The sequence below is a fragment of the Bacillus sp. EKM206B genome (assembly GCF_011066015.1).
GTDB lineage: Bacteria > Bacillota > Bacilli > Bacillales > Bacillaceae > Bacillus > Bacillus velezensis.
Genome location: NZ_JAAMNL010000011.1, coordinates 1 through 26,357, shown reverse-complemented (window position 1 = coordinate 26,357; position 26,357 = coordinate 1). Strand labels below are relative to the sequence as shown.

26 protein-coding genes, 3 tRNA genes and 2 pseudogenes are annotated in these 26,357 nt (G+C 45.4%); 21 read left to right on the top strand and 10 right to left on the bottom strand.

Annotation, left to right across the window (positions count from 1 at the left end; translation table 11 throughout):
- Nucleotides 1-3: 3 nt before the first annotated feature.
- Nucleotides 4-582 (bottom strand): LysE family translocator, encoded by a 579-nt coding sequence (locus tag G9F50_RS17135; protein WP_060562568.1) that lies wholly within the window; start codon nt 580-582, stop codon nt 4-6.
- Between the two features lie 126 nt (nt 583-708).
- Here G9F50_RS17135 and G9F50_RS17130 point away from each other — a divergent pair, with 126 nt between their 5' ends.
- From G9F50_RS17130 to G9F50_RS17120, 3 genes are all read left to right on the top strand, one after another.
- On the top strand, nt 709-1,587 hold the full coding sequence (locus tag G9F50_RS17130) for a LysR family transcriptional regulator (protein ID WP_015240968.1): 879 nt from the start codon (nt 709-711) through the stop codon (nt 1,585-1,587).
- A 176-nt stretch (nt 1,588-1,763) separates the two neighbouring features.
- Nucleotides 1,764-2,981 (top strand): MFS transporter, encoded by a 1,218-nt coding sequence (locus tag G9F50_RS17125; protein ID WP_060562280.1) that lies wholly within the window; start codon nt 1,764-1,766, stop codon nt 2,979-2,981.
- 50 nt (nt 2,982-3,031) lie between these two features.
- Nucleotides 3,032-3,541, top strand: a complete 510-nt coding sequence (locus tag G9F50_RS17120; RefSeq protein ID WP_060562281.1) for a DinB family protein — start codon at nt 3,032-3,034, stop codon at nt 3,539-3,541.
- A 77-nt stretch (nt 3,542-3,618) separates the two neighbouring features.
- On the opposite strand, the gene G9F50_RS17115 is transcribed toward G9F50_RS17120, so the two are convergent.
- The 5 genes and pseudogenes from G9F50_RS17115 to G9F50_RS17095 form a co-directional block, all read right to left on the bottom strand.
- Nucleotides 3,619-4,281, bottom strand: coding sequence for a GntR family transcriptional regulator (locus G9F50_RS17115; RefSeq protein ID WP_007409865.1), 663 nt, complete (start codon nt 4,279-4,281; stop codon nt 3,619-3,621).
- A gap of 79 nt (nt 4,282-4,360) precedes the next feature.
- Nucleotides 4,361-5,905 (bottom strand): glycoside hydrolase family 32 protein, encoded by a 1,545-nt coding sequence (locus G9F50_RS17110; RefSeq protein ID WP_060562282.1) that lies wholly within the window; start codon nt 5,903-5,905, stop codon nt 4,361-4,363.
- A 73-nt stretch (nt 5,906-5,978) separates the two neighbouring features.
- Nucleotides 5,979-7,400: a glycoside hydrolase family 68 protein gene (locus G9F50_RS17105; protein WP_039063877.1), complete on the bottom strand. Its 1,422-nt coding sequence runs from the start codon at nt 7,398-7,400 to the stop codon at nt 5,979-5,981.
- Between the two features lie 346 nt (nt 7,401-7,746).
- Nucleotides 7,747-8,665 (bottom strand): annotated as a pseudogene (locus tag G9F50_RS17100) (DMT family transporter).
- 189 nt (nt 8,666-8,854) lie between these two features.
- On the bottom strand, nt 8,855-9,784 hold the full coding sequence (locus G9F50_RS17095; protein WP_004393053.1) for a manganese-dependent inorganic pyrophosphatase: 930 nt from the start codon (nt 9,782-9,784) through the stop codon (nt 8,855-8,857).
- A 206-nt stretch (nt 9,785-9,990) separates the two neighbouring features.
- Here G9F50_RS17095 and G9F50_RS17090 point away from each other — a divergent pair, with 206 nt between their 5' ends.
- The gene (locus G9F50_RS17090) at nt 9,991-10,362 is read left to right on the top strand and encodes a winged helix-turn-helix transcriptional regulator (RefSeq protein ID WP_007615010.1); all 372 of its coding nucleotides are present in this window, start codon (nt 9,991-9,993) and stop codon (nt 10,360-10,362) included.
- 36 nt (nt 10,363-10,398) lie between these two features.
- Here G9F50_RS17090 and G9F50_RS17085 read toward each other — a convergent pair whose 3' ends face one another.
- Nucleotides 10,399-10,884: a spore coat protein gene (locus tag G9F50_RS17085; RefSeq protein WP_007407913.1), complete on the bottom strand. Its 486-nt coding sequence runs from the start codon at nt 10,882-10,884 to the stop codon at nt 10,399-10,401.
- A 133-nt stretch (nt 10,885-11,017) separates the two neighbouring features.
- Here G9F50_RS17085 and G9F50_RS17080 point away from each other — a divergent pair, with 133 nt between their 5' ends.
- The 10 genes from G9F50_RS17080 to G9F50_RS17035 all read left to right on the top strand — a co-directional run bounded on the left by G9F50_RS17080 (nt 11,018) and on the right by G9F50_RS17035 (nt 21,125).
- Complete coding sequence (locus G9F50_RS17080; protein WP_004393059.1) at nt 11,018-11,170, top strand: hypothetical protein; 153 nt, start codon at nt 11,018-11,020, stop codon at nt 11,168-11,170.
- A gap of 243 nt (nt 11,171-11,413) precedes the next feature.
- A complete protein-coding gene (locus tag G9F50_RS17075) occupies nt 11,414-12,349 on the top strand; it encodes a YybS family protein (RefSeq protein ID WP_007615002.1) in 936 nt (311 codons plus the stop codon).
- Nucleotides 12,350-12,379: 30 nt separating this feature from the next.
- Nucleotides 12,380-14,359 (top strand): DHH family phosphoesterase, encoded by a 1,980-nt coding sequence (locus G9F50_RS17070; RefSeq protein ID WP_007615000.1) that lies wholly within the window; start codon nt 12,380-12,382, stop codon nt 14,357-14,359.
- Nucleotides 14,356-14,805 carry a 50S ribosomal protein L9 gene (gene rplI / locus G9F50_RS17065; RefSeq protein ID WP_004393063.1) on the top strand — a complete coding sequence of 150 codons (450 nt, stop codon included), beginning with the start codon at nt 14,356-14,358 and terminating at the stop codon, nt 14,803-14,805. Before G9F50_RS17070 ends, rplI begins: the two co-directional genes overlap by 4 nt.
- Before the next feature lie 6 nt (nt 14,806-14,811).
- On the top strand, nt 14,812-15,510 hold the full coding sequence (locus G9F50_RS17060) for a protein kinase family protein (protein ID WP_079891088.1): 699 nt from the start codon (nt 14,812-14,814) through the stop codon (nt 15,508-15,510).
- Between the two features lie 87 nt (nt 15,511-15,597).
- Nucleotides 15,598-16,254, top strand: a complete 657-nt coding sequence (locus G9F50_RS17055) for a PIG-L deacetylase family protein (RefSeq protein WP_060562283.1) — start codon at nt 15,598-15,600, stop codon at nt 16,252-16,254.
- On the top strand, nt 16,251-17,585 hold the full coding sequence (locus G9F50_RS17050) for a glycosyltransferase family 4 protein (RefSeq protein WP_060562284.1): 1,335 nt from the start codon (nt 16,251-16,253) through the stop codon (nt 17,583-17,585). The genes G9F50_RS17055 and G9F50_RS17050 overlap by 4 nt, the downstream gene beginning before the upstream one ends.
- The gene (locus G9F50_RS17045; RefSeq protein WP_025285573.1) at nt 17,575-18,762 is read left to right on the top strand and encodes a carboxylate--amine ligase; all 1,188 of its coding nucleotides are present in this window, start codon (nt 17,575-17,577) and stop codon (nt 18,760-18,762) included. The genes G9F50_RS17050 and G9F50_RS17045 overlap by 11 nt, the downstream gene beginning before the upstream one ends.
- A complete protein-coding gene (locus G9F50_RS17040; RefSeq protein WP_060562285.1) occupies nt 18,755-19,810 on the top strand; it encodes a phosphotransferase in 1,056 nt (351 codons plus the stop codon). Before G9F50_RS17045 ends, G9F50_RS17040 begins: the two co-directional genes overlap by 8 nt.
- 22 nt (nt 19,811-19,832) lie before the next feature.
- Entirely contained in the window at nt 19,833-21,125 is a 1,293-nt protein-coding gene (locus G9F50_RS17035; RefSeq protein ID WP_060562286.1) for a glycosyltransferase family 4 protein, read from the top strand.
- Between the two features lie 79 nt (nt 21,126-21,204).
- On the opposite strand, the pseudogene G9F50_RS17030 reads toward G9F50_RS17035, so the two are convergent.
- Nucleotides 21,205-21,450: pseudogene (locus tag G9F50_RS17030) on the bottom strand (mannosyltransferase YkcB-related protein); the annotation flags it as partial.
- A gap of 91 nt (nt 21,451-21,541) precedes the next feature.
- A complete protein-coding gene (locus G9F50_RS17025; RefSeq protein ID WP_007407902.1) occupies nt 21,542-21,685 on the bottom strand; it encodes a YycC family protein in 144 nt (47 codons plus the stop codon).
- A 118-nt stretch (nt 21,686-21,803) separates the two neighbouring features.
- Here G9F50_RS17025 and G9F50_RS17020 point away from each other — a divergent pair, with 118 nt between their 5' ends.
- Complete coding sequence (locus tag G9F50_RS17020; protein WP_012118898.1) at nt 21,804-22,013, top strand: hypothetical protein; 210 nt, start codon at nt 21,804-21,806, stop codon at nt 22,011-22,013.
- Between the two features lie 30 nt (nt 22,014-22,043).
- Here the strand turns inward: G9F50_RS17020 and G9F50_RS17015 are convergent, their stop codons facing one another.
- A complete protein-coding gene (locus G9F50_RS17015) occupies nt 22,044-22,241 on the bottom strand; it encodes a DUF2188 domain-containing protein (RefSeq protein WP_025285570.1) in 198 nt (65 codons plus the stop codon).
- Between the two features lie 170 nt (nt 22,242-22,411).
- Between G9F50_RS17015 and dnaB the strand changes: the two genes are divergently transcribed.
- From dnaB to G9F50_RS16985, 6 genes are all read left to right on the top strand, one after another.
- Entirely contained in the window at nt 22,412-23,776 is a 1,365-nt protein-coding gene (gene dnaB, locus G9F50_RS17010; protein WP_004393100.1) for a replicative DNA helicase, read from the top strand.
- A gap of 117 nt (nt 23,777-23,893) precedes the next feature.
- The gene (locus G9F50_RS17005; RefSeq protein WP_017418495.1) at nt 23,894-24,307 is read left to right on the top strand and encodes a VOC family protein; all 414 of its coding nucleotides are present in this window, start codon (nt 23,894-23,896) and stop codon (nt 24,305-24,307) included.
- A gap of 238 nt (nt 24,308-24,545) precedes the next feature.
- Nucleotides 24,546-25,838, top strand: coding sequence for an adenylosuccinate synthase (gene purA / locus G9F50_RS17000; protein WP_165406473.1), 1,293 nt, complete (start codon nt 24,546-24,548; stop codon nt 25,836-25,838).
- A gap of 202 nt (nt 25,839-26,040) precedes the next feature.
- A tRNA-Lys gene (locus tag G9F50_RS16995) sits at nt 26,041-26,116 on the top strand.
- Between the two features lie 8 nt (nt 26,117-26,124).
- A tRNA-Glu gene (locus G9F50_RS16990) sits at nt 26,125-26,196 on the top strand.
- 84 nt (nt 26,197-26,280) lie between these two features.
- A tRNA-Asp gene (locus G9F50_RS16985) sits at nt 26,281-26,357 on the top strand.

Genomic DNA, 26,357 nt, shown 5'->3' with positions numbered 1-26,357 from the left:
GAATTACAGATAAATGCTTACCGCAGAATAGATGAGCAGCAGACACATCACGATGCGAAACGCTTTATCGTGTTTCTCAAAGAGATGTTTAAAAACAGAGCCGAACGCCGACCACAGCAGTAAAGCCGCCCAGCCCAGGAGAATAGCCGACGCGAGCCAGAACGCAATCAATGGATACGTGTGCTGAAATGGCAATATAAAAGCGCTCATTAAGGTTAAAAAGAATAAAATACTCTTTATATTGATCATTTGAAACAGAAATCCCGATAGAAAAGACGATCGGTTTTTTTCAGAATCGCCTTTTGATGTTTTGGGCAGCGAGATCTGCCAAGCCAAATAGAGCAAATAGACGGCTCCGGCAATTTTAAAGTAAGGTTCCACGACGGGAATCCAATGATAAACACTCATGGTAAACAGACCGCTGAGAATGCCGAGAACTGCAAATCCCGTCAGGATTCCGCCGTTAAAACGCCATGAACCGATAAAGCCGGCTCTGCGCGCTTCATTCATCATTAAAATATTGCTCGGTCCGGGTGTAATAGATGTCATCAGGACATAAGAAAGAAAAGCTATGATACTCATTAAATCACCTTCATTTGCTAATGTGATGGAACCGTTTTTTATTGTATGATAAGAATAGTTATAAATAAAATTGAAAAATAAAATCGCATTATTGATTTTTTCGATACATCTTAGAGGTGAATTCATATGGAGATCAGACATCTTATTACATTTCAGGCCATTGTAGATAAGGGAAGCTATACAGGGGCCGCGGCGAAGCTGGGATATACGCAGTCGACGATTACGACTCATATTCAGGCGCTTGAACAGGAGATCGGCGGCGCATTATTTACGTACGAAAAAAGGCGTCTGAAACTGACGCCTTTAGGGAGAGAGCTGATACCGTTAGCCGAGGATTTACTTTCCGCCCATGACAAGATCAAAAATATGCAAAGCATTCACGAGGTGAAGGGCGTTTTAAAAATTGCTGCGCCGGAGTCTTTGACCATTTCCAGACTGGGGCCGATTATCAGAGAATATTCCATGAAGTATCCGAACGTCAATATCATATTGAGCAACGGAACATGCGGGCAGAATCAGGTGGAATTAGTAAGCGGCCGCGTGGATATCGCATTTATGGTGTATCCGGAGATACAAATGGAAAAATGCATACATCATTCTTTATTGGAGGAACGCATCGTCCTCGTGGCGGGCAGTGACGCACCGGAACATTTTGACGACTATCAACAAAGCGGCAAGCACTTTTTTATTACAAATGAAGAAGGATGCAGCTATCGGACTATGTTTGAACGATTTCTCGTCAAACATGATATCAGTCATTTACAAACAATGGAATTGTGGAGTATAGAAGCCATTAAGCAGACGGTGATGAGCGGACTCGGTTTCTCCGTTTTACCTTATATTACGGTAAAAGAAGAGGTAAAAGCGGGGAAGCTGAAAATTCTTCAGCAGTCTGAGCCGTTCGAGCGGCTTTATTCTCATATGCTGGTCAAAAAGAAAAAATGGCAGCTTCCGGCCGCCGAGGCTTTTGTGTCGCTTGTTCTTGAGTCGTTTGGTGATAAATAATGTTTAGGTTAATTTGAAAGCCGATGCCTGCGTGCATCGGCTTTTGTTTTTGTCCGGAATCTTAATGACATTTTCGATGTCAGCCAGCTGTTTTTTGACTCCATACCTACCTTTTTTTAAAAAAAGAGAGCCGATCAGCAAATATGGTATGATTTACATAATCAGGGAGTGAGAAGATGAATATGAAGAGGGCATATTACGCTATTTTATACAGCCAGACCGCTATCAACTTGGGGTTCTCACTTTATACGATGGCTGTCATCTTGTTTTTGTTTACAAAAACCGGTTCGACGGCGATGGCCTCTCTTATGACGTTCGTCAGCATTGTATGTCGCGTATTGGGCAGTGCCGTTTTGCCGCTGGTCACCGGCCGGTTCACGCTTCGGTCTTTGTTAATCGGTTCTCAATTGATTCAGATCACACTGTTAGTCTGTTTGTTTTTTGTCATCCAAACCGGTTCATCCGCATTCTTTTTTCTGATGTTTTGTCTGATCGGAGGCATTTCTTTTTGCAACGGATGGTTTGCTCCGATAAAAAGCGCGCTGATTGGGGAAATCATTCCTCCTGATCGAAGGGCGAAAGCGAACGGTTTATTATCTGCGGCGGATCAGACCGTTCAGTTTGCGGGGTGGTCTCTCGGCGGCGTCATCATAGCGTTCTTGGGAGAGAGCGATACAATGATCGTCACTGTCATGTTATTGGTTTCTTCGGTTTTGGGCATCATTCTGTTTCTTCAAGTACGCATGTGTGCGCCGGCAGCAGTCAGGGAACGTTCCCTTTTTGCAGATGCGGCAAGCGGCTGGGTGTATTTATTTCGGCAAAAGCAGCTGAGGGTTCTCATTGTGATGGATGTGATCGAATCGTGGGCAGGCATGATATGGATCGGGTCTGTGTCCTTGACTTATGTGCATGACGTCCTTCATAAAGGAGAGGCTTGGTGGGGGTATGTCAACGGAGTCTATTATGCAGGGACGATGATCGGCGGACTGATCATCTATAAGTTATCCGGTCAGTTTCAGCATCATCTCATTCCGCTTATGCTGACGGGAGCCTTGGCATATGGAATGTTCACGTTTATTTATGGGTTGATCACAAGTGCCGTTACGGCCCTTTTTCTGGTGCTGTGTATGGGGCCGGCTTGTGTATTACGAGATCTCACGCAGGAAACATTGCTTCAAAACATCACGACCGAAAAGACACGGGTCAATATATTAGCGGCGAGATCAGCTTTAGTTCAGTTCATTTTTATGTTTTCCATTATCGGAACGGGGGTCATCTCGGATGTATTCGGCGTGCGGTTTATTTATATTGGCGCAGGCCTCCTCTTATTAATTTCGGCTTTTATCGGATTTTCTCAGCTGCGAATGAAGAAGATGGTACAAAGCCGCATGTAGTGTAGTATAATGAGGAACGTACGTTCTATATCGAGAGAGGAGAGGGTAATGTGGGACATCTGGCACTGCAATTGTATGATTATCATCTTTGGGCAAATCAGCAAATATTCACCCGGCTTAAAGAGCTTCCGGAGGATGTGTACCGTAAGGAGATTCAAAGTGTCTTTCCGTCGATAGCCGGTGTATTGACTCATGTGTATCTGTCGGATAAGGGGTGGTTTGATGTGTTCTCCGGAGAGCGTCTGGAGGATACGCTGAAATCAGCTGACCAGCAAAAAGAGGACATCTTGTCTAAAGAGATAGAAGAGCTGGAAGATATGTTCTCGGAATTATCAGACCGGTATCAATTATTTTTGCAAAAGGAAGAAAATATCAGCCTCCCCCTTGAAATAGAGCATCCGTCAGGTGACATCATGAAAACCGCAGCGGCCGATATGATCCTCCATGTTGTGAACCACGGAACGTATCATCGCGGGAATATAACAGCCATGCTCAGACAGATGGGGTATGCTTCTGTGCCGACGGATTACGGTATGTATTTATATATAAACAAAAAGTAAACAAGACAGCCAACGCGGCTGTCTTGTGATATCCGTAAAACAGCCAAATCATATGAGTGATTTGGCTGTTTCGTTTGCTATGCCATGTTCTGCAGCCGTTCTAAACTGTTTTTCCAATTCGCTTCAAGCGCTGTAAAAGCAGCGGCGGCATCTTGCTGTTCTAATGCGTGAATGATATCAGAGTGTTCATTATATGATCTGTTTAAAGCGCCGTTTTCACTGAAATAGCGGATTTCCATTCTCTGAATTTTGACTTTCAGGCTTACTAGCAATTTGTGAAGTTCGGCGTTGTCCGCAAGCAGAATGATGCGATGGTGAAATGCATTGTCCGCTTCCAGGATGGCCAGTTTATCGCCGTCTTTCATTGTTTGAAGAAGATTTTCATTCAGCTGTTTCAATTCCTGAATCACGGCATCGTCCACATGCGGGAGAGCTTGCTGCAATGCGAGTTTTTCAAGCGTCCAGACGATGGAATACAAGTTTTCCGCTTCTTTTAACTCAATCGGAGCGACAAGCGTCCATCTGTTCGCTTTTGTTATCACCAAGCCGTCATCTTCCAGCCGCAATAAGGCTTCCCGTATCGGGGTGCGGCTGATTCCCAATGTTTCCGACAAATCCTTGTCCTTTAACTTTGTTTCCGGTTTGAGCTTGCCCGTTATGATCCAGTTTCTGAGTGTGCGATACACTTCGTCCCGCATGATGGTTCTTTTCAGCACAGGTTCTTTGTTTTGATTATCCAATGGAACACCTCATGAATCGTAGTATACATATTTGCATTTTACCACAGTCCGGGCGCTGGTTAGAAATGAAGAGGGACGTCTAAGAATGAATCGAACCGAGATGCTTCATCTCAATATGCTGAAAGTCAGCGGAGCCGCCTTCAGAAAAGAGCGTGATTCCCTGATCTTCGTGTTTTGGGAACACTTCATTTGTCAAAACGGTTTTTCCGTCGTCTGCAAATACTTCAATACTTGTTTTATCCACGAGAATTTTCAGATGGACGCGCCCTTTGTTTCCGTCAAATGGGGCTTTGCTTTCGGCGTATGCACCGGTTTTATCAGGCTGGTCTGTAAACGATCTGTTCACATAGGCATAGCCGTCTTCTGCCGAAATACCGATATCAATATGCCGACTTTGGTCTGCTGATTCTCTGAGTCTGACGCCTGCATTTTTGATATCTGACCAAGCGATATCCATATCAAGCTGATATGTATCACCTTTGATCGGCAGTGTCTCTGAACCGTTCACCTGTTTGTGTTCTATGCTGTCAGTTGAAGAGGTTAATTGGTTCAATGCTTCAACCGGCTCTGACACTAGGCTGTATGTGCCGCCTTCCTGCTGCTGAAGGCGGATTTCACGGACGATAGAATCCGTGCCGTTAAAGCCGTTTTTTAGTGTCGGTGTTTCATTCGGATAATCCCAATTGTTCATCCATGCCAGCGCATAGCGTTTTGTCAGCGGATCTTCGCTATTACCGTCCTCAAATGTGACGCCGCCGTACCAGTCAAAGCCGTAATCGAGCCATTGCGGTTCTTCTTGATCGGGGGTAAATTCCTTCCCGTCAAAGTTTCCGGTCCAATACGCGTATGTATTCGGTTTGCCTGCGGGTTTGCCGTTTGCGCTTGCGCCCAGAACCCACTTGGCTGTTCCGTCATCTGCACGCATCATATAAAGGTCGGGGCATTCGACGAGGCCGATCTGCTGAGTGATAAAACCGCCCGTGTATTTCCAATTTTTTAAATCGGGTGATTCATAAAAACCGATTTTTTCGCCTTCGGCCATGGCCATCACCCATTTGTCATCCTGTTCATCCCAGATCACTTTCGGGTCCCGGAAATCCTTAGTTCCCGGATTTTTCATCACGGGCTGATCACTATAGGAAGTAAACGTTTTTCCTTTGTCCGTGCTGTACCATAAATATTGTTCCTGGGCTTTTGTTTTGGCTGTCGGCTGCGTTGTGACGGCGACCAGCGCGTTTTTGCCGAAGCCCGCGGTGTTGTGTTTATCAATGACGACAGAACCGGACCATATATCGCCGTTTTCGTTGGTGTATTTCGGAATAGCCGTGCCTTCGTCCGTCCAGTGCACCAAGTCCTCTGATACGGCGTGCCGCCATTCTGTGCCGTTGCCGTTCGGGTAATCCCGATTATAAAGATAGTAGTAATGATATTTCCCCTCGAAAAAAATGGGCTTTTGAGGGTCGTTTTTCCATTTGTCCGGGGTCGTAAAATGATACGCCGCACGGTAATCTTTCTTATGCTCCGTGTTTGTGTCAGAGGAATTGTGGCTTTTGTTCGGCAGTAAGCCGACAAACAGGAACGCACCCAAAAAGATCAATATTACAACGGGCCATTTTCGTGACATGATTGAGTTCACCATCTTGTTGAGAAATAAAAGAAAATGCCAATGAAGTATCGGCATTTTCTTTTTGTTGTTATTAGTTGTTAACCGTAAGCTGTCCTTGTTCAAGGATGCTGTTTTTAACAACGGATGTTTTCTTGCCTTTGATGTTCATTAAGAAGCTTGGCGCAAATGTTGCCTTTTTATCCTCAAAGAAGCCTCTGTTTGTCATGTAGCTTGTGATCACGACATTGTTGCCTTTGGCTTGCGGCACTGCGAAGTGAGAGTAAGTGAACGTTACATCGTTAGGATCAAGACCCATTTGCAGTACAAGACCAGTTTTGTTCAGCGGCTTGTAAGGACCTGTTAAAGAGTTTGATACATAACCAAGCATGTAGATATCGTTGGAGTTAATACCGTCGATCGTCATTTTTGAACCGCGTGAATCAGTGAACAGGTACCATTTGCCGTTCATTTTGAAAACATTCGCGCGCTCGATTTCATCAGTTACCGTGTTTGAAGTGATCAGCGGCTTCATGACTTTTTTCAATGTGTAGTCATTGTTTAATTCTACGATACCGAGGGCGCCGTTCGCTAATTCAGCATCGCGTTTTTTAGCACTTTGCTGAAGCTTCTGACTTTCTTTACGGAAGAAGTTTGTGCTGCCGCCGTAGTACGCTTTGTTAAATAAAGATTCTTCGCCTTGGTATCCGTTATCTGTTCCCGTGTTGGCTTCGAATACAAGGTATTTATGGCCTTTGTCTTCAACGTAGTGAGGGTCTCTCAGCGTATGGTTGTCGCCGGATGTATAGTTCCCTTCATCGATAAACTGCTGAACGTTTTGATATGTTTTTCCGTCACCGTCAAAAATCGTTTTATGATCTTCCACTCCGTTGATCTTGAGCGTGTCATCAGATTTTGACACATTTACCTGCGCCGTTGTCAGGCTTTGTTTGCCGTAATGTGTACCGGAAAAGTCAGTGTAGAATAAACGGATTTTCCCGTCAGATGTAAAGGTTGCAGAACCGGACCATTCTTGTGTCTGTTCTTTCAGGATTTCATCGTTGGCGTCGAACTTATCGCTGTCTTTAAAGACACGGCCCGCGTTTTTCCAGCTGTCGATCGAGTTGTCGCCGACTTTTTGATAAAACATGTAGATGGATGTGTCATCAGCGTCTTTCGGGCTTCCGGCAAGAGCAAACACGACGTGATAGCCGTTGTATTCAGCTACTGTTCCGTCAGCGTTTTGGAGCGGCCAGCTGTCCCACACATCCAGTCCTTTTGCGGACTCGATATTTTTAATTGTTGATTGGTCGAATTGAGGCACTTGGTATTTTTCACTTTGCTGCTGTTTAGGGATCTGCAGCATATCATGGCGTGTGATGTGAGAGACGCCGTACGTTTCTTTGTAAGGTTTTTGGGTATTTTCTTTCGCGAAGGCTTGAGTCGCTCCCCCTGCCAGAAGTGCAGTCGTAAAAGTTAGAACTGTGGCTCGTTTTGCAAATTTTTTGATGTTCATGTTCATGTCTCCTTTTGTATGTACCTTTTTTGCGATCTGCCGATTCGATCCTCCTGCATTCATGGATGGCAGGTTTGTTACAGAAAAAAAGACCTAAAATATGTATGGGGTGACGCCAAAGAATACACTTTGCCCTTAACACATTTTAGGTCTTGCCTGCTTTATCAGTAACAATCCTGCATGATTTACTTGTCGACATCATTCTATTAGACTCTGATTCTATTGACAACTGGTCTATTTTCCTCTTTTGGATGATAGTAAAATGAAAAAAGGCCTTTTAATATATGGGTAATTGAGACTAAGGGGTGCTCTGGGCCTAGGAAAAAACCTCTCTAAAAAAGAGAGGTTATTTTTTCTTGATAGATAATAAAGCGATGGTGGCTAAAATCAGCAAAGTACCCAGCCATTCTGATATTCCGAAGGGAACATGCAGCCAGATAACAGCTAAAAAAGCTGCCGACAGCGGCTCTGCACAGGCGAGCAGGCTGGTTTCAGAGGCACTCAGATATTTCAGGCTTTCCAAGTAGCAATAAAAAGCGATGAGCGTTCCGAAAATGATGATAAACACAATCGCGGCATATGCAGGAAAGGACCACTCGCCTTCAAATTTCCAGGGCGGGCGGATCAAGCTGAGGGCGGCTCCGCCGATCAGCATGCCCCATCCGACAATAATGGCCGATCCCCATTTCTTCAGCAGACGATGCGGCTGAAGGGTGTAAAACGCCAGTGCAAACGCCGAACTGATGCCCCAAAAGACGGCCAGACCGGATATGGACAGGCTTCCGACATTACCGTGCGTGACCAAAATGAATGTGCCGGCAACCGCCAATAAGACGGCCAGAAGCTCTTTTGCTGAAGGAATTCTCTTTGCGCGAATCGCTAAAAAGCATGTGATGATCGCTGGCCCTAAATACTGAAGAACGGTAGCAGTTGCCGCGTTGCCGTACTCAATTGCCGCGAAGTAGGTGTATTGAACGCCTAACATTCCGAAAATCCCGAATAAAAGAAGGGGGAATTCTGTCCCGTCTGTCTTTCCAAACAGCCCATATCCGTCCTTTTTCTTTGCGGTACGCGATGCCGAGCAGAAGCGCCCCTGACACCAGAAGGCGCACCGAAGTCAGCCATTCTGTATTAAAATGGCGGTGCTGGAACAGATACTGGGCAACCGTTCCCGAGACCCCCCATAAGATAGCTCCTGTCAGCACAAGCCAAATGCCTGTTGTTCGTGAATAAGAAAGAGCAGCGTGTTTTTCCAGGATAGACACCCCCGATTCTGATGTTGTGATGCTAACTTACAATAATTAGGAAATCGAACGTCTTCCATGTGATATATTATATATTGTATATTTTATATTAAATTCCGTCAAAATAATTTTCGGAGAAAGCGCTTACGAAACGCCGTCTGATGATTGAGCAATAAAAAAACACCCCGGCTGGTTTCCGGGGTGTGTTGGTTATTCTGCAATCGCGTCTGTTAAAACAGGAACGACTTGTTTCTTTCTGGATACGACGCCTTTTAAAAGAGCCGTGTTGTTTTCTAAAGTCACGTTGAATGCTTTTTCCACTTTTGACGCTTGATCACCGATGGCAAGCGCAAGGGAATCGTTTTCCAGAATATCCGTAATCACGAGAAGGAACAGGTCAAGGTTCTTCTCAGCAATTACTTTTGAAAGAGCCGCTTCTAATTCCGGCTGCCGCTTTTTAACATCTTCAATATCAACTGTGTTGACTTGGGCGATTTCGACTTTTTTGCTGCCGAGCGTGAACTCTTTCGCATCAAGAGAAATCAGTTCTTCCACAGTTTTTTTGCTTAAGTCGGCGCCCGCTTTCAGCATGTTTAAGCCGTACTCTTCCGCATCTACGCCGGCAATTTCAGCAAGCTCTTTTGCCGCTGCGATATCTTGCTCCGTGCAAGTCGGAGATTTAAATAACAGAGAGTCAGAAATGATTGCTGACAGCATGAGGCCCGCAATTTCTTTCTCGATTTTCACGTTATTTTCTTTGTACATTTTGTTTAAGATCGTAGCCGTACAGCCGACCGGCTCAGCACGGTAGTAAAGAGGTTCCGCTGTTTCGAAGTTGGCGATACGGTGGTGGTCGATAACTTCAAGAACCTGAACGTCTTCGATATCCTTGATGCTTTGCTGGCGTTCATTGTGGTCAACAAGGATGACGCCGTTTACTTCGTTTGCGGCTGTTTCCACCAAACGCGGGCTTTCCTGCTTGAAATAATCAAGCGCGTATTGTGTTTCGCCGTTGACTTGTCCGAGGCGGACGGGCTCAGCATTGAAGCCGAGTTTATTTTTTAGATCAGCGTAGGCAATGGCAGAGCAAATGGTATCTGTGTCTGGGTTTTGATGTCCGAAAATAAGAATTTTTTCCATAATAACTCCTTGTCCTTTTTTGTAGTGTAAACAATCTTTTTATAGTTTAACACGTCTTGAGGAGGGTGTAATCTTCAAAACCTTAAAAATTGATGTGAAAAAGAAGCATTTTTGTTGAGAGGTGGAGAGGATTGCGAGTAAAATACTGGGTAAGTCAGATGCTAATCAGCATATAGTATCAAAAAAGGTACTATGGAGGATGAAAAATGAACATATATCCGAATAAAGAAGGTTGTCCGGTTGAACTGACGCTTTCCGTTATCGGCGGAAAGTGGAAGGGTATTTTGTTTTATCATATGATCGGCGGAAAAAAGCGGTTTAATGAGTTTCGGCGCATTTGCCCCAGCATTACGCAGCGTATGCTGACGCTTCAGCTTCGCGAGCTTGAGGCGGACGGCATCGTGCATCGCGAGGTATATCAGCAGGTGCCTCCAAAGGTGGAGTATTCTCTTACCGAATTCGGCAGGTCGCTGGAACCGATCGTTTTGCAAATGAAGAAATGGGGAGATGCCAACAGGGAGTTTCTCGAGGCATACCGGGAAAAAACGTCTCCTCAAGATCAGTCCGCTCAAAAATAAGAAGCAGCAAAGGATTAAATTCCTTGCTGCTTTTTTTTATTTCATCGCGATGGCTTTTCTGGCGTTGCGCACATCATTTTTCAGCAATTCGCTCAGGTTGTAAGCCGGATATTGACCCCGTTCTTCCATATACTCAAAGACCATTTGGTGCCACTTGATGGCCGCGTTTAAGTGCTTGACGAAGACGTGTCTTAATTGAGGTGTGGCCGTCTCTGTAATGGCTCCGGCATAATTGCGGACAGATGTTTTGGCCAGAATAAGCAGGCCGCCGCTGTAAAAGGAGGAATCAGCGCGCTCTTCTGTTTCATCCTCACGAAAAGCGGGAGCTTCAGGGAAGAAAGGAAGCAGTTCACGCAGATTTTGTTCCAGCGAATGGATGGAAAATCTGTAGAGCTGTTTTAATCTGGCATCGCTTACGTCCCGCTCTGTTCTTTTTAATTTCACAAGTCCGTTTGCCTGGAAAGCCACTAACTCATGCAGTTCTAACGTTTCATGCCATGCTAATGTTCTCCGCTCAGTCATGGTGTAAGAATCTCCTTTATCCTTCATTTTCACTTTCAGCATATGCCCCGGTCCCGATGTTGTTCCTGATGTTTTGAAGTTTCCAGAAAGGGAAACTCAATGTAAAGGAAATACGAAATAGAGGTGAAACTATATGTGGGACATGATAAAGAACTTCTTCCTTTTCAGCAGCGGGGTTTTGCAGGCGACCACTCTCTTACTTATCGTTATCGTCTTGTTATATGTACGAAAAACCAAAAAGAAAAACAGAGATACTTCTGGTTTCATGGATGATCAGGATCACTGATACAACGGGCATTCTTTCACTGGGATGTCCGTTTGTCTGTTTTCATGTTTCACATGGAACATTGCGGCTGTCCGCGCTCATTTTACTTGCGATTTCGACTTATGTTAAAATATATACGTGTATTTTGGAGAGTTTATGGAAAATTCAGGTCTTGAAAGAGACATTGCGGCGTCAAAAGAGCAGTCGTCTAAGCTGCTCTTTTCTATTCGTATGTTCGAATGATACAAGGTTTGAGGTGAGTAAGTGAAAAATACAAGGGCTCTAATAGAAGGCGCCATTTTGATCAGTATTTTTGCAATCATTTCCCTTTTGGTCGTGTACCTCCCTTTACTGGGGGCAATTCTTCTCTTTGCTTTGCCGCTGCCGATCATTCTTTACACCATTCGGCATGGTCTGAAGCCCGGGGTATGGATGGGGCTTGCCAGCCTTCCTGTCAGCTTTATTGTAAGTTCGTTTACCGGGCTTACAGGCGCTTTTACGGCGGCCTGTACGGGAATCGCCATGGGATATTATTTTAAAAAGAAACAGCCCGGCTATGCGGTTGCTGCCGGCGCTATGGCGTATGTGCTGTGCGGCGTCGTTTTTTTTGTGGTCAGCATCGTGTTTCTTAATATGAATGTGGTTGATACCACCATGTCCCAGCTTCGGGAGTCGCTGTCTGTGGCTGATACCATGTCAAAACAGCTGGGTTACGGAGACCAGTTCGGGAAGCAGATCAAGCTGATGGAAAGTCAGCTGAGCACGGTTCAATATCTTTTTCCTACAGTGCTCGTATTGACCGGCATCGTTTTTTCTTTCCTCAGTTATGCTATGGCAAGGCCGCTTTTACGGCGATTTTCCCCTGATCTTCCGAAGATGAAGCCTTTTAGAGAGCTCAAACTCCCGCAAAGCGTTGTCATTCTGTATTTTATTGTGACGATATTAGGGTTTCTGCCTTTAGAAAAAGGGCATATGCTGTATTCGGTTTCATTGAATGGGGGATTTATTCTCAGCTTGCTGATTTGTATTCAAGGATTAGCGTTTATTTTTTTCTATTGCCGCGAAATGGAGATGCCGAAAGCCGTTCCTGTATTAGCAATTGTGCTGGGGGTGCTTTTTCCGCTCATCTTGTCCGTGTATCTCCTCTTAGGCATCATTGACATAGGCTTTAACATAAGAAATAAGGTGACGCGAAATTGAGTGTGACTTACAGGTGGGGAGTTGATAGAAATGCCTAGTTTTTATGAAAAACCGTTGTTTCGGTATCCCATCTATGCATTGATTGCATTGTCAATCATCATAATCCTCATCAGCATTTACTTTAACTGGCTGATAGGAGCCATCGGCGTTGTGCTGCTCGCCGTGATCTTGTTTTTCATTAAACGTGCGGATTCTCTGATCAGAAAAGAAATTGACGATTATATCTCCACGTTATCGTATAGATTGAAAAAAGTAGGCGAAGAGGCATTAATGGAAATGCCTATCGGGATTATGCTGTTTAATGATCAATATTACATTGAGTGGGCGAATCCGTTTTTGTCTTCCTGTTTTAATGAAAGCACGCTCGTCGGACGGTCGCTGTATGACACATGCGAGGCCGTCGTGCCGCTGATCAAGCAGGAGGTCGATTCGGAAACGATCACCTTGAATGAGCGGAAGTTTAAAGTAGTGATTAAAAGAGATGAGCGCCTGCTTTATTTCTTTGATGTGACAGAACAGATTCAGATTGAAAAGCAGTACGAAAATGAGAGAACCGTGCTGGCATATATCTTCTTAGATAACTATGATGACGTCACACAGGGGCTGGATGACCAAACGAGAAGTACGATGAACAGCCAGGTCACCTCATTATTAAATGCGTGGGCGCAGGAGTACGGCATTTTCCTGAAACGGACGTCCTCGGAGCGGTTTATCGCGGTGTTAAATGAACACATTTTAACGGAGCTTGAAAACGCGAAATTTTCGATTTTGGATGAAATCCGAGAAAAAACAGCCGTTCACACTGTATCTTTGACTCTCAGCATCGGGATCGGCGCATCGGTTTCTTCCTTGAAGGAGCTTGGAGATCTGGCGCAGTCCAGCCTGGATTTGGCTCTCGGCCGCGGAGGCGACCAAGTGGCGATCAAAATGCCGAACGGCAAGGTGAAATTTTACGGCGGCAAAACGAATCCGATGGAGAAGCGCACAAGGGTGCGCGCCCGGGTGATTTCCCACGCGCTCAAGGAAATTGTCTCAGAAAGCAGCAATGTCATTATTATGGGGCACAAATTTCCTGATATGGACGCAGTCGGAGCCGCAATCGGAATATTGAAGGTGGCGCAGGCCAACGGCAAAGAAGGCTACATCGTCATTGATCCGAACCAGATCGGATCAAGCGTTCAGCGTCTGATTGAAGAAATTAAAAAATATGAAGAGCTGTGGTCGCGGTTCATCACGCCGGAAGAGGCGATGGAAATTTCAAATGACGACACGCTGCTTGTCGTCGTTGATACACATAAACCATCCCTTGTGATGGAAGAGCGTCTCGTGAACAAAATCGAGCACATCGTTGTGATTGACCACCACCGCAGAGGCGAGGAATTTATTAAAGACCCGCTGCTCGTTTATATGGAGCCATATGCTTCATCCACCGCAGAACTCGTGACGGAGCTGCTTGAATACCAGCCGAAGCGGCTCAAAATCAATATGATTGAAGCGACGGCCCTGTTAGCTGGTATAATAGTGGATACAAAGAGTTTTTCCCTTCGCACGGGCTCGCGGACGTTCGACGCCGCTTCTTATTTGAGAGCGAAAGGCGCAGATACGGTTCTGGTGCAGAAAGTTCTCAAAGAATCCGTCGGTTCTTATATCAAGCGGGCGAAGCTGATCCAGCATACGTCTCTTTATAAAGAACATATCGCGATTGCTTCTCTTCCTGAGAACGAAGAGGAGTACTTTGACCAGGTGCTGATTGCGCAGGCGGCTGATTCCCTCTTATCGATGAGTGAAGTGGAAGCTTCATTTGCGGTAGCCAGACGGGATGAGCATACGGTGTGCATCAGTGCGAGATCGCTGGGTGAGGTCAATGTGCAGATTATTATGGAGGCGCTGGATGGCGGAGGGCATTTAACCAATGCGGCAACCCAGTTATCGGGCATTTCTGTCTCAGAAGCGCTCGTCCGGCTGAAGGAAGCCATTGATGAATATTTTGAGGGAGGCGTTCAGAGATGAAGGTTATTTTCTTACAAGATGTAAAAGGTAAAGGAAAAAAAGGCGAAATGAAAAACGTAGCAGACGGTTATGCACATAACTTTCTCATTAAAAAAGGCCTCGCTGTCGAAGCAAATGCGACAAACATCAGCGCATTGAAAGGACAGAAAGAAAAAGAGAAAAAAGAAGCGATTGCCGAGCTTGAAAGAGCGAAAGATTTGAAGGAAACGCTTGAACAGCTGACTGTTGAGCTGAGTGCCAAATCCGGTGAAGGCGGCCGTCTATTCGGATCTGTCACAAGCAAACAGATTGCAGAAGCGCTGCAAAAAACGCATAAGATTAAAGTGGATAAACGGAAACTGGAGCTCCAAGACGGTATCCGCACACTGGGATATACAAACGTTCCTGTAAAGCTGCACCCTGAAGTTCAGGCTGTGCTGAAGGTTCACGTAAAAGAAGAAGCGTAAAATACAATGAAAAACCCGCCGATCCGGCGGGTTTTTTTCATGTCAGCAGACGGCGCAGCGCAAGAAAATGATGAGATTGTTTCATTTCCGATCGTTACCAGATTGCATATTATATTACATCATAACGAAGGATGTGTCGGTATGAAACGATTTTTTTCTGAAACATATTTTAATAATCCGGAGAATAAAAAGGCGCTGGAGCACTATCCGCTGATCGGAGACGGAAAAGACGGGGAAGTCTACCGCTTAACACACAACAAATGCGTAAAATACTTCTTTGAAAAAGGGACATGCAAGAAGGAATTGGCGGCTTTAAAGACCGGACAAGGTTCCCCGGTGATTCCAAGACTGTATGAATACGGAGATCGTTATATTGTGATGGAATACATCCAAGGCACCTCTCTTGCCCGCCATATCAGAAAAGAAAAATCCCTGTCCGTCAAACTGACTGCTGATATTTTAAATATGCTGGATGAATTAAAAAGAATCGGTTTTACCAGATGGGATGCCGAAATCAGGCACATTCTGATCAATGAACACGGAAATCTTAAAGTCATCGACCATAAAAGAGCTTTTTCCGCCATTACCCGGTTTCCCGTAAAACTATTAAAAGGACTGGACAAATACGGCTTGGCGGATGAGTTTTTGAACACTATAAAAAAATTAAATCCGTCACGTTACCTGGAATGGCAGCCGCACATGTAAGTTTCTGAAAATCCGCATATGTAAGTTTCCTTTTTTTAGGGTCGTCATATGATATTTGTAACATTTGTTTGGTGGAGTGTGGAAAAAATGGCAGAATACATTATGGTTATCGGCGCTCATCCCGATGATGAACTATTGGGAGCAGCGGGCACCATAAAACGGCTGATCAATGAAGGATATAAAGTGATTTCCATTATTACGGCATTAGGAAGAAAAGAAGAAGCTCATCATATTAAACAATTAGGCGAACGCGCGAATCAAGAGCTTGGAATTGAGAAAGTCATCTTTTTGGAGCATACGAATTTAGAGCTGGAATGTATCCCTCTTCATAAGCTTGTCAAAGAATTAGAGCAGCTCATTCGCGTCTATCAGCCTGAAAAAATCTTTACACATCATTACGGCGATATCAATATGGATCACCAGAGAACATTCCAAGCAGTTTTAACAGCCGCCAGACCGCTTCCGAATCAAAAGCCTATCGAACTGCTTACGTTCGAAACGCTATCTTCAAGCGAGTGGGAGAGGAATACGGCTGATAAACTTTTCAAGCCTAATTACTTCGTCAATATCACAGACACAATGGATGCCAAACTCGCGGCGCTTCACCACTATGACGTAGAAATGAGGGATTACCCTCATCCCCGTTCATATGAAGGCGTAAAACATTTAGGAAGAGTCAGAGGGATGACGGCGGGTGTGGAATACGCCGAAGCTTTTGAAGTCGTGCGGAGGATCTGGAAATGATCAAGACATTTTCCGTCCCGTATCCGTATATGATTCAGACGCTTGACCGCTACTACGGGGTCAAAGCGCGCCCGCAAAAAAAGACGGCGGTAAAGACTCAGATGAAACATGCATATCATATTCCGCGATTATACGGAAAAAAACAGAAGTTATCCATTTTGATTGCCACGTTTTGGGACTACCCGCACACGGGCGGTTTATCAAACTATATTAAAACGCTTAGTGAAGGACTGAAAAAAAGAGGTCATAAGGTGGATGTCATATCCCCCAATCTGTTTCCGTCCGCACAGGTAAAAGAACTGCGGGCGGATGTTGTTCCGAAATTAAAAGATTTCTTTAGTGACAGATACGGGGATTACAGTGATCATATTTTGAAGAATAATCGGCTGATGTTTATATACGAGCAAATGCTTCAAAAGATTCATCTGGAGAAATATGATGTGTTTCATGCTCAAGATTTATTTACAGCCAATATATTAGGCAGATTCAATCAAATCTATAAGAAACCTTTATTTTTCACACCGCATGGCATGTTTACTTTCAACAGACTTAAATTTCACATCTTTAAAAAAGGATCGGTAGAAGAGTTTTATTATAAAAAACTAGAGATGAAAGCCATTGAATACGCAGATCGCCTGATTATTATCAGCGATACGTTCCGCAGCCCGCTCATGAAGCTCGGAGCCGAACAGGAAGACATGGCAACGGTGATCACAGGAATCGATTACGATGCAAAAACAGGCGGGAAAAGAAAAACCCCGTTACCGAAAAATAAGATCATCATCTCGTGTATTGCAAGATTAGGCCCGAGAAAAGGTCACAAATATTTACTGGACGCACTTTCGAGAATTCCATCTGATGTACTTGAGCATGTTGAAGTGCTGATCGCGGGCGACGGAGAGATGAGGAGCGCCTTAGAGGAACAGGCTCGAAAACTGAATCTATCTATGGTCTCCTTTTTAGGAAAAAGAGATGATGTTCCCGCTATTTTGAATATGACGGACATATTCGTACTGCCGACCATTAATGATAGTCTGCCTATTTCGATTATTGAAGCGATGTTCAGCGGCTCGGCTATCATCGCGACCGATTGCGGGGGTATTCCGGATCTGATCCGCCATAACAAAACGGGACTTATTGTCGAGCCGGGAAATGCAAAGGTTCTTGCCCGGGCTTTAGCGTTTTTTATCTCTAACAAATCTGCGCGGGAGATAGCTGCTTCAAACGCAAAGGCCTACGCGGAGAAATATTTAAGCAGTGAGACGATGATAAAAAATATCGAATCGATTTATCAAAATACCAACAGCTCGGAGGGAGATCATGAAACATGAACATGCAGCCGTTGTACTTGATTTCAGTGCAAACGGGATTGGGATCATTCGCAGCCTGGCCCGAAGAGGAATCGATGTTTACGCGTTTGACACGGAGGGACCTTATCGTATCGGAAAATCAAGATTGGCAGATTGCGGGATATGTCCCAGCCCTTTAACACAAGAGGAAGAACTGCTGACATTTCTGACTGATTTCGGGAAGCGATTCCAAGCAAAGCCGGTTCTGTACGCAGGATCTGATGATTATGCGGGATTTATATCTAAATTCCGCGAGACATTAGCCGGTTTTTTTTTATTTTTGCTCCCGAGCCACTCTCTGTTAGAAACGGTCTTAGATAAAAGCAAAGCATATGAATTAGCGGTCAAGCATCACATCCCCTGCCCGAAAACCTTTTTTCCGAACAATCAGGATGAGCTGGAAGAGGCCATCGCCAATATTGACTTCCCGTGTATTTTAAAACCGGTGGCCGGCCATGAATACAGAAAAAAAGTAAACAAAAAAGCAATTGTAATGAAGGATGCCGCACAATTGCGCAAGGAGTTCAGCTCCTACAGAGAAAATGGAGAACTGCTCGTGCAGGAGATCATCCCCGGAGACAACCAGTGTTTTTATAAAGTCGCCACTTTTTATGATGACCAAATGAAATTAATGGGCTTATTCTCTCTGCAAAAGAACCATCAATTCCCTGCTGATTTTGGCGCGGGGGCCCACGTCGTCAGCAAACGGCTTCCTGATTTAATTGAGAAGACCCTGCCGTTTTTTGAAGCGATTCAGCTGAAGGGAGTAGGCATGGCGGAATTTAAAAAGGATCCCCGGGACAATGTTTACAAGTTTATCGAAATTAATCCGCGCTTTTGGCTCAGCCATAGCCTGACAGAACCGGCAGGCGTTCATTTCGTTTACATGTACTATCTGTATTTGACCGGACAACATGTGAAGCCCCAGCTCGAACAAAAAGACGGAATCAACTGGATTTATGAGGTGCGTTATTTCTTAACGTTTTTGAAGAAACGAAAAAGAGGAGAAATGACGTTCCGGGATTTTTGGAAAGGGTGTAAAGGAAAAAAAGAGTACGCTCTTTTTGCTTGGAATGACCCGATGCCCTTTATCAGAAACACTTGGTCTCATCTCAAAAACAGCTGGAAACGGAAGCGGAAGGAAGATCGGCATGTATGAAAAGGATCTTTTGTATGGCGCATTTCAAAAACTGAGAATTGACGAAAAACTGTCGTATTCGTTCGGTGAAAGGGCTGCGGTGAATCCGGATGACATCACATGCCTGAAATCGACAGACAGAAGCGCCATTTATAAACTGTTTGTAAAGAAAAAATCCGGAACTGTTCCGCTGATATTGAAGGTATATAAATCTTCCCGTGAAAAAAACAAGGTCGAGATTAATATATACGGGAAAGCCCGTTCTGTTTTAGGGGATTTGCTGCCGGATATCTATCTTATAGAAGAAAGTGACCATGAAACGTGGATATTTATGGAGTTTGTCAGCCAGATCAGGGGACAGCTTACATTTCACCCGAAGCATTTCAAGTATATTATTCCGTCTGTCGCAGAACTGCACAGCCGCACCTTTGAAAACAAGAATATTTCTGACGGTAAATGGCGGTCGTGGCTGCCGGTATATGGATCGGAAACCATGAGAAAAGGGCGTAAAAAGCAGATCAAAAAGACAGCGGAATTATTGGATAGGGCTCTTAAAGATGAGCGCACAAAAGATATCGTGAAGCCTCATTATCGGCAAATTACAAACTTGCTTGAGCAGGAGGAGCCGGATTTTTTCCCTGAATTGATACAAAACGGCTCAGCCATCACACACGGTGATCTTCATATGCAGAATATCTGCACCCACGATGCGTCCGGACATGAACCGTGGGATATTCAATTCATCGATTGGGAATCCGCAAAATACGCGCCGGTTTGGTTTGATATGACGGTGCTGGTTGAAATTCTGCTTGGCTTCAGAAAAGATTGGAGCCGGCACGCAGAAGATATTCGGACGTATTGCGTAAAAGTGTATACGAAAGAAATGAAAAAGCGGGGCATTCATTTTCAGACCCCTCCTATGACGCTTTATAAAATGGCTTATTTGCAGAGAACACTTGAGAAAGGGCTTCATACCCAATTGCGGAGAATCTTCGACAATCGGGGAGGGGAACTGCTGCCGTATCATGTTGACAAAGTGTCAAAATGGGGACGGGAATTAGGATTATAAGTTTGAGAGAGGGGGAGCGGATGTGAAAGAAGAGATCGGTAAGCCGAACGGTCTGGTGCCTCCAGCCTTATTGCGCGTCATGGATCAATTTTACGGGATCGAACATCAAAGTGAGCCAGAGATGCTGTATTCGTTCTGTGCGGAAGGAAAAAGCTCCCCCAAACGAAAAAAGCCATTGCGTATTCTGTACGCAACCTTTCTCCGTTACCCGAATGTCGGAGGGTTGGCGAGTTATATCACATCAATTAAGACGGGTTTTGAGCGCATCGGTCATCAGGCGGATGTCATCTCGCCGCTTCAAATGCCGCCATCTTTTTTTCAGGAAGATATCCCGCGGGCCGCTGACGAGATCAGAGCGTTTCTTGTTGGCAGATACGGCGCCGCAAACGAAAAGTTTGTGAAGAATCTCAGCTATTTACATGTCTTTCAAAGATTTTTGAAGGAGAAAGACTTAGAACAATATGACCTGTTTCACGCGCAGGATTTATTTGCGGTATTTTTGCTGGGATACCTTAATCAAACGTACCAGCGTCCTCTTTTTTTCACGCCGCACGGACATTTTACGAAGAGCCGGATGAAGTTCCATAAAATCCAAAAGGGTTCAATAGAAGAGGCATATTTCAGTGAAATAGAAAGGCAGGGTATTCGGGCTTCGGATAAAATCATTACAATCAGCGACTCCTTTCACGAGCCCTTGCTGGAGTACGGAGCGAAGGAGGCTCAGCTGACGACTGTTCATACCGGCATTGACATTCAGGATGCCCCTGAGTCAAAACGTGCTGAAAAGCTCGTGATTGCGTGCGTTTCCCGTCTGACCGAGCGAAAAGGACATGATGTGCTGCTGGACGCTCTCGCCCGCATCCGGCACCATTTATCCGGAGTTGATATATGGATCATCGGAGACGGAAACATGAGAGGGTTTCTGGAAGAGAAGAGACGGAAACTGGGCCTCTCAAATGTGTTTTTCCTCGGAAAACGACGTGATGTGCCGGCGCTTTTGGCTGAATCATCTATATTTGTCCTGCCGACATTGAATGATAATTTCCCTATAGCGATCATCGAAGCGATGTTCTCAGGTCACGCCATTGTCGCAACTGACTGCGGAGGAATCCCTGAGATGATCCGGCATGAGGGCACAGGGCTTATTTGCCAGCCCGGCAACAGCCGCGAACTTGCTGATGCTCTCGTAATGCTGATTACGGATCAGTCTCTCAGGGAACGGCTTGGAAAAGAAGCGCGCTCCTATGCCGGCCGGCATCTGCGTCAGGAACTGATGGTTTCAAAAATAGAAAGGATTTATCAATCATTTTTCTGAATGATACCGGCGCCGCATGGCAGGTGCTTCAAGAGCAAAATAAAGAGGCCGGCGTTTAACTATCCAGCCTCTTTCCGAACTATTTTTTCATCTCATACAGAGTCTGCTGACTTTGTCCGCCCGGGCCGCCCGTCATTCCTTGCCGGGCTGAGCTTGTTTTTCCGGTGCTGTATTGGTCAGCTGAGATTTTTGTGCCGTGCTTTTTCCTCCATGAGACAAGCTTCGTATTGCCTGAATTGTTTCCGGATAATAAGAAATATTTCACTTTTCCTTCGTCAACAAGTTTTTTCAGCTGTGAGACGGTTAAAATCGGATCGATTCCGTTCAAAGAATGTTTTACCAAAATTTTCTTAACGAAAAAAGAGGCGGAAAGCCATCGCTTCCGCCTCCCGCACATATATATGAGAGAGCAGCCTTTATTTGTGATCGTTCTCTTTTTGGACTTCAGCTAATTTGGCAAGCAGAATGTGCTGAGGCATGTGCATGATTCTCTCAAGCGGCATATTCAGTGATTCTGCGAGTTTTTGCGCCGTTTCGGCGGAAATTTGCAGCGGTTTCATGTGATCACTCCTTCCGTTTCTTTATTGTACTAAAATCAGAAATCTATCGTAAGAGGATATGACAAAGGAATGGAGGTTTGAAAAGCGGGGCTTTATAACAGAATGGGGGAGGTTTTTTATGCAATCGCCATTGATGTTATTACAGCTGAAGCTGGCTGATTATCAGAAAAAAGCCGCAGAACTGCGGACAATTGACGAATTTATCATACTGAAACAGACATTGCAGGACATGATGAAAGTATTCGCCGCCTGTGAAGAATGGGAGCTGTATCAAAAAACGGCCGATCTCATGGCGCAGACGGTGCTGCACATCCGTTTCATCGATTAAGAAAAGCCCTCGCTCGGGCGAAGGCTTTTCTTAAAAGGACCGTTCTTCTTCAATGTTTTTATGCTGATCATAAATGACAAGCTTAGACGGGCTGTTCTCTTTAGCCGTCTGCTCCGCTTTCTCGATCGCCGCGTCCTTTGATGTATAAAGAGCCGTCGGCGCCACATTTTCCACCTTCACAAACCATCCGTCCGCATCAATACTAGGTGTTACTGCATATGTTTTCATCCTTCTTACCTCCTGGTTTCGATTTATTTATTTGTTTCCCAGCATTCGGAATGGTGAAACACGCAGCCGCTGTTTGACAAATACAGGGAAAGTGATGTTTTTCTATTCTTTTTCTTGAGAAATGGTAAAATGGAGTTTGGATATTTTTTAAGGAGAGGACGGTGCTTAGCATGACAGACCTTCTGAATGATCGGCTGCCGCCGCAAAACATAGAAGCTGAGCAGGCCGTGTTAGGTGCTGTTTTTTTACAGCCGTCTGCGTTAACACTGGCTTCTGAAGTGTTGATTCCGGATGATTTCTACAGAATGTCACATCAAAAAATTTACAATGCCATGCTCGTGCTCGGAGACCGCGGTGAACCGGTTGATTTGGTCACGGTAACGTCAGAGCTTGCGAATACCGATTTGTTAGAAGAGGTGGGAGGCGTCTCTTACCTGACGGACATCGCGAATTCCGTTCCGACAGCGGCTAATATAGAATATTACGCGAAAATCGTTGAGGAAAAATCCATTCTCCGCCGTTTAATCAGAACGGCGACCTCGATCGCTCAAGACGGGTATACGCGCGAGGATGAAGTTGAAGATTTATTAAGCGATGCGGAAAAAACAATTATGGAGGTCGCGCAGCGAAAAAATTCGGGCGCCTTCCAAAATATTAAAGACGTGCTTGTGCAAACATACGACAACATTGAGCAGCTTCACAACCGGAAAGGCGATATAACCGGGATTCCGACCGGTTTCATCGAGCTTGACCGGATGACGGCGGGTTTTCAGCGGAATGATCTGATCATTGTCGCAGCCCGTCCGTCTGTGGGGAAAACGGCGTTTGCCTTAAATATTGCGCAAAACGTGGCCACCAAAACGGATGAGAGCGTCGCGATATTCAGTCTTGAGATGGGTGCCGAGCAGCTTGTCATGCGTATGCTCTGCGCTGAAGGGAATATTAACGCCCAAAATCTCAGAACGGGTAATCTGACGGAAGAAGATTGGGGCAAGCTGACGATGGCGATGGGAAGCCTGTCAAACAGCGGTATCTTTATAGATGACACCCCCGGCATCCGTGTCAGCGAAATCCGTTCAAAATGCCGCAGACTGAAGCAGGAGAACGGATTGGGCATGATTTTAATTGACTACCTGCAGCTCATTCAGGGAAGCGGCCGTTCGAGCGACAACCGTCAGCAAGAGGTATCGGAAATTTCACGGGCGCTAAAAGCGCTGGCGCGGGAGCTTGAAGTCCCGGTCATTGCCCTGTCTCAGCTCTCCCGGGGTGTTGAGCAGCGGCAGGATAAACGTCCGATGATGTCAGATATCCGTGAGTCGGGAAGTATTGAGCAGGATGCCGACATCGTCGCCTTCCTGTATCGTGATGATTACTATGATAAAGAATCCGAAAACAAAAACATCATCGAAATCATTATTGCCAAACAGCGTAACGGCCCGGTGGGCACCGTCTCACTGGCTTTTGTGAAAGAATACAATAAGTTCGTAAACCTGGAAAGGCGCTTTGATGACGGCGGTGTTCCGGCAGGTGCGTAAAGCCTCAAGCAATGTCTTGAGGCTTTTTTTCATCCGAAAGAATGAGAGAATGCCGTCCGTTCGGCAGACGAAAAAAAGAAAGCGCTTTTATATAATGGCATTAAGGGAGGGATGATGATGACAATTGAATTTCCGCATTTTCAAGCGGCGCAAATCCGGATTGCCCGGCCGACCGGACAGCTTAAGGAAATCATCAGGTTTTATGAAGAAGGCCTCGGATTGAAGAGAATCGGCAGTTTTTCCGGACATGAGGGCTACAGCGGCGTCATGTTCGGCCTGCCGCATACGCAATATCATTTAGAATTCACCGAAGAAACCGGCTCGTCTCATCCGGCGCCCGTTCCGCACGGCGACAGCCTGCTTGTCTTTTACATCCCTGATCAGCAGGAGGTCATTCGCATCAGCACGAAATTAAAGCAGATGGGATATGAGGAGAAAGAACCCGAAAATCCGTACTGGGAAGAAAAAGGCGTGACCATCGAAGATCCTGACGGCTGGCGGATCGTCCTGATGAATACAAGCGGAATATAAATGACTGTCTGAAGAATCCGGGATACGGGTTCTTTTTCATGTTAAAGTATGAAAGTTTCGGGAGTAATAGATAGCAAATGAAAGAGAAAACGCTTTTAATCAGGTTTAAGGCGAACAAATATAGAATAATAAGATTTAAACGTTCGGATTTACGATTGACTTTCTGTTTCGGCACTGATACACTTAATTTGTTTGAATGAGATATCGTTTTGAAAGGTTAACGGAGGTGCACGGATATATGTCTTCAGTAGTCGTAGTAGGTACGCAGTGGGGCGATGAAGGAAAAGGTAAAATTACAGATTTCCTATCAGAAAATGCAGAAGTGATCGCACGTTATCAAGGCGGAAACAATGCAGGACATACCATCAAGTTTGATGGCGTCACGTACAAGCTTCATTTAATCCCATCAGGAATTTTTTATAAAGAAAAAGCGTGTGTCATCGGGAACGGAATGGTTGTTGATCCGAAAGCGCTCGTAACGGAGCTTGCGTATCTTCATGAACGCAATGTGAGCACGGATAACTTGAGAATCAGCAACAGAGCCCACGTCATTCTTCCATACCATCTGAAACTGGATGAAGTAGAGGAAGAACGCAAAGGGGCCAACAAGATCGGCACAACGAAAAAAGGCATCGGACCTGCTTATATGGACAAAGCGGCGCGGATCGGCATTCGGATCGCAGACCTGTTAGATCGCGACGTGTTTGCAGAAAAGCTTGAGCGGAACCTTGAAGAGAAAAACCGTCTGCTGGAAAAAATGTATGAAACGGAAGGCTTCAAAATTGAAGATATTCTGGATGAGTATTATGAATACGGCCAGCAGATTAAAAAGTATGTATGCGATACATCCGTCGTTCTGAATGACGCGCTGGATGAAGGCCGCCGCGTTTTATTTGAAGGCGCTCAAGGGGTTATGCTTGATATCGACCAAGGGACATACCCGTTTGTCACTTCATCCAACCCGGTCGCCGGAGGGGTGACGATCGGTTCAGGCGTAGGTCCGACAAAAATCCAGCACGTCGTCGGTGTATCTAAAGCGTACACAACCCGTGTCGGTGACGGTCCTTTCCCGACTGAGCTGAAAGATGAAATCGGAGATCAAATCCGTGAAGTCGGACGCGAATACGGCACAACGACAGGCCGTCCGCGCCGTGTCGGCTGGTTTGACAGCGTTGTTGTCCGCCATGCCCGCCGCGTCAGCGGAATCACAGATCTTTCTCTGAACTCAATCGATGTGCTGACTGGCATTGAAACATTGAAAATCTGTGTCGCTTACCGCTACAAAGGTGAAGTGATTGAAGAATTCCCGGCAAGTCTGAAAGCTCTCGCAGAGTGTGAACCGGTATATGAAGAAATGCTTGGCTGGACGGAAGATATCACAGGTGCAAAAACATTAAGCGATCTTCCTGAAAATGCGCGCCATTATCTGGAACGCGTGTCTCAGCTGACAGGTATTCCGCTTTCTATTTTCTCTGTCGGTCCCGACCGTTCACAAACGAACGTCATCCGCAGTGTATACCGCGCTAACTAAGAATTTGCAGCAAACAAGCCTCCGGTCACGGAGGCTTGTTTTTTTATGTAGGAAAAAAATAATAGATTTTTTTCAAAAAAGTAGTTGCCACTTTCGAATGTTCTATGATATTATAAATCTCGTTGTTACGGAACAGCTTCAATAGAGTACTGCAAGAAAGCTTTTGTCTGAATGCTCTATGATACATAATCCGACACATCAGGAGCCATTAGCTCAGTTGGTAGAGCATCTGACTTTTAATCAGAGGGTCGAAGGTTCGAGTCCTTCATGGCTCACCACTTTTTATGGCCCGTTGGTCAAGCGGTTAAGACACCGCCCTTTCACGGCGGTAACACGGGTTCGAATCCCGTACGGGTCATTGATTTACTTTAGCGTTATTGCTAACTCCTTATTTGTCCTCGGAGGGCCGCCACGATACGGCTCTCCGGACAAATTACTGTAAGGTCCGGTAGTTCAGTTGGTTAGAATGCCTGCCTGTCACGCAGGAGGTCGCGGGTTCGAGTCCCGTCCGGACCGCCA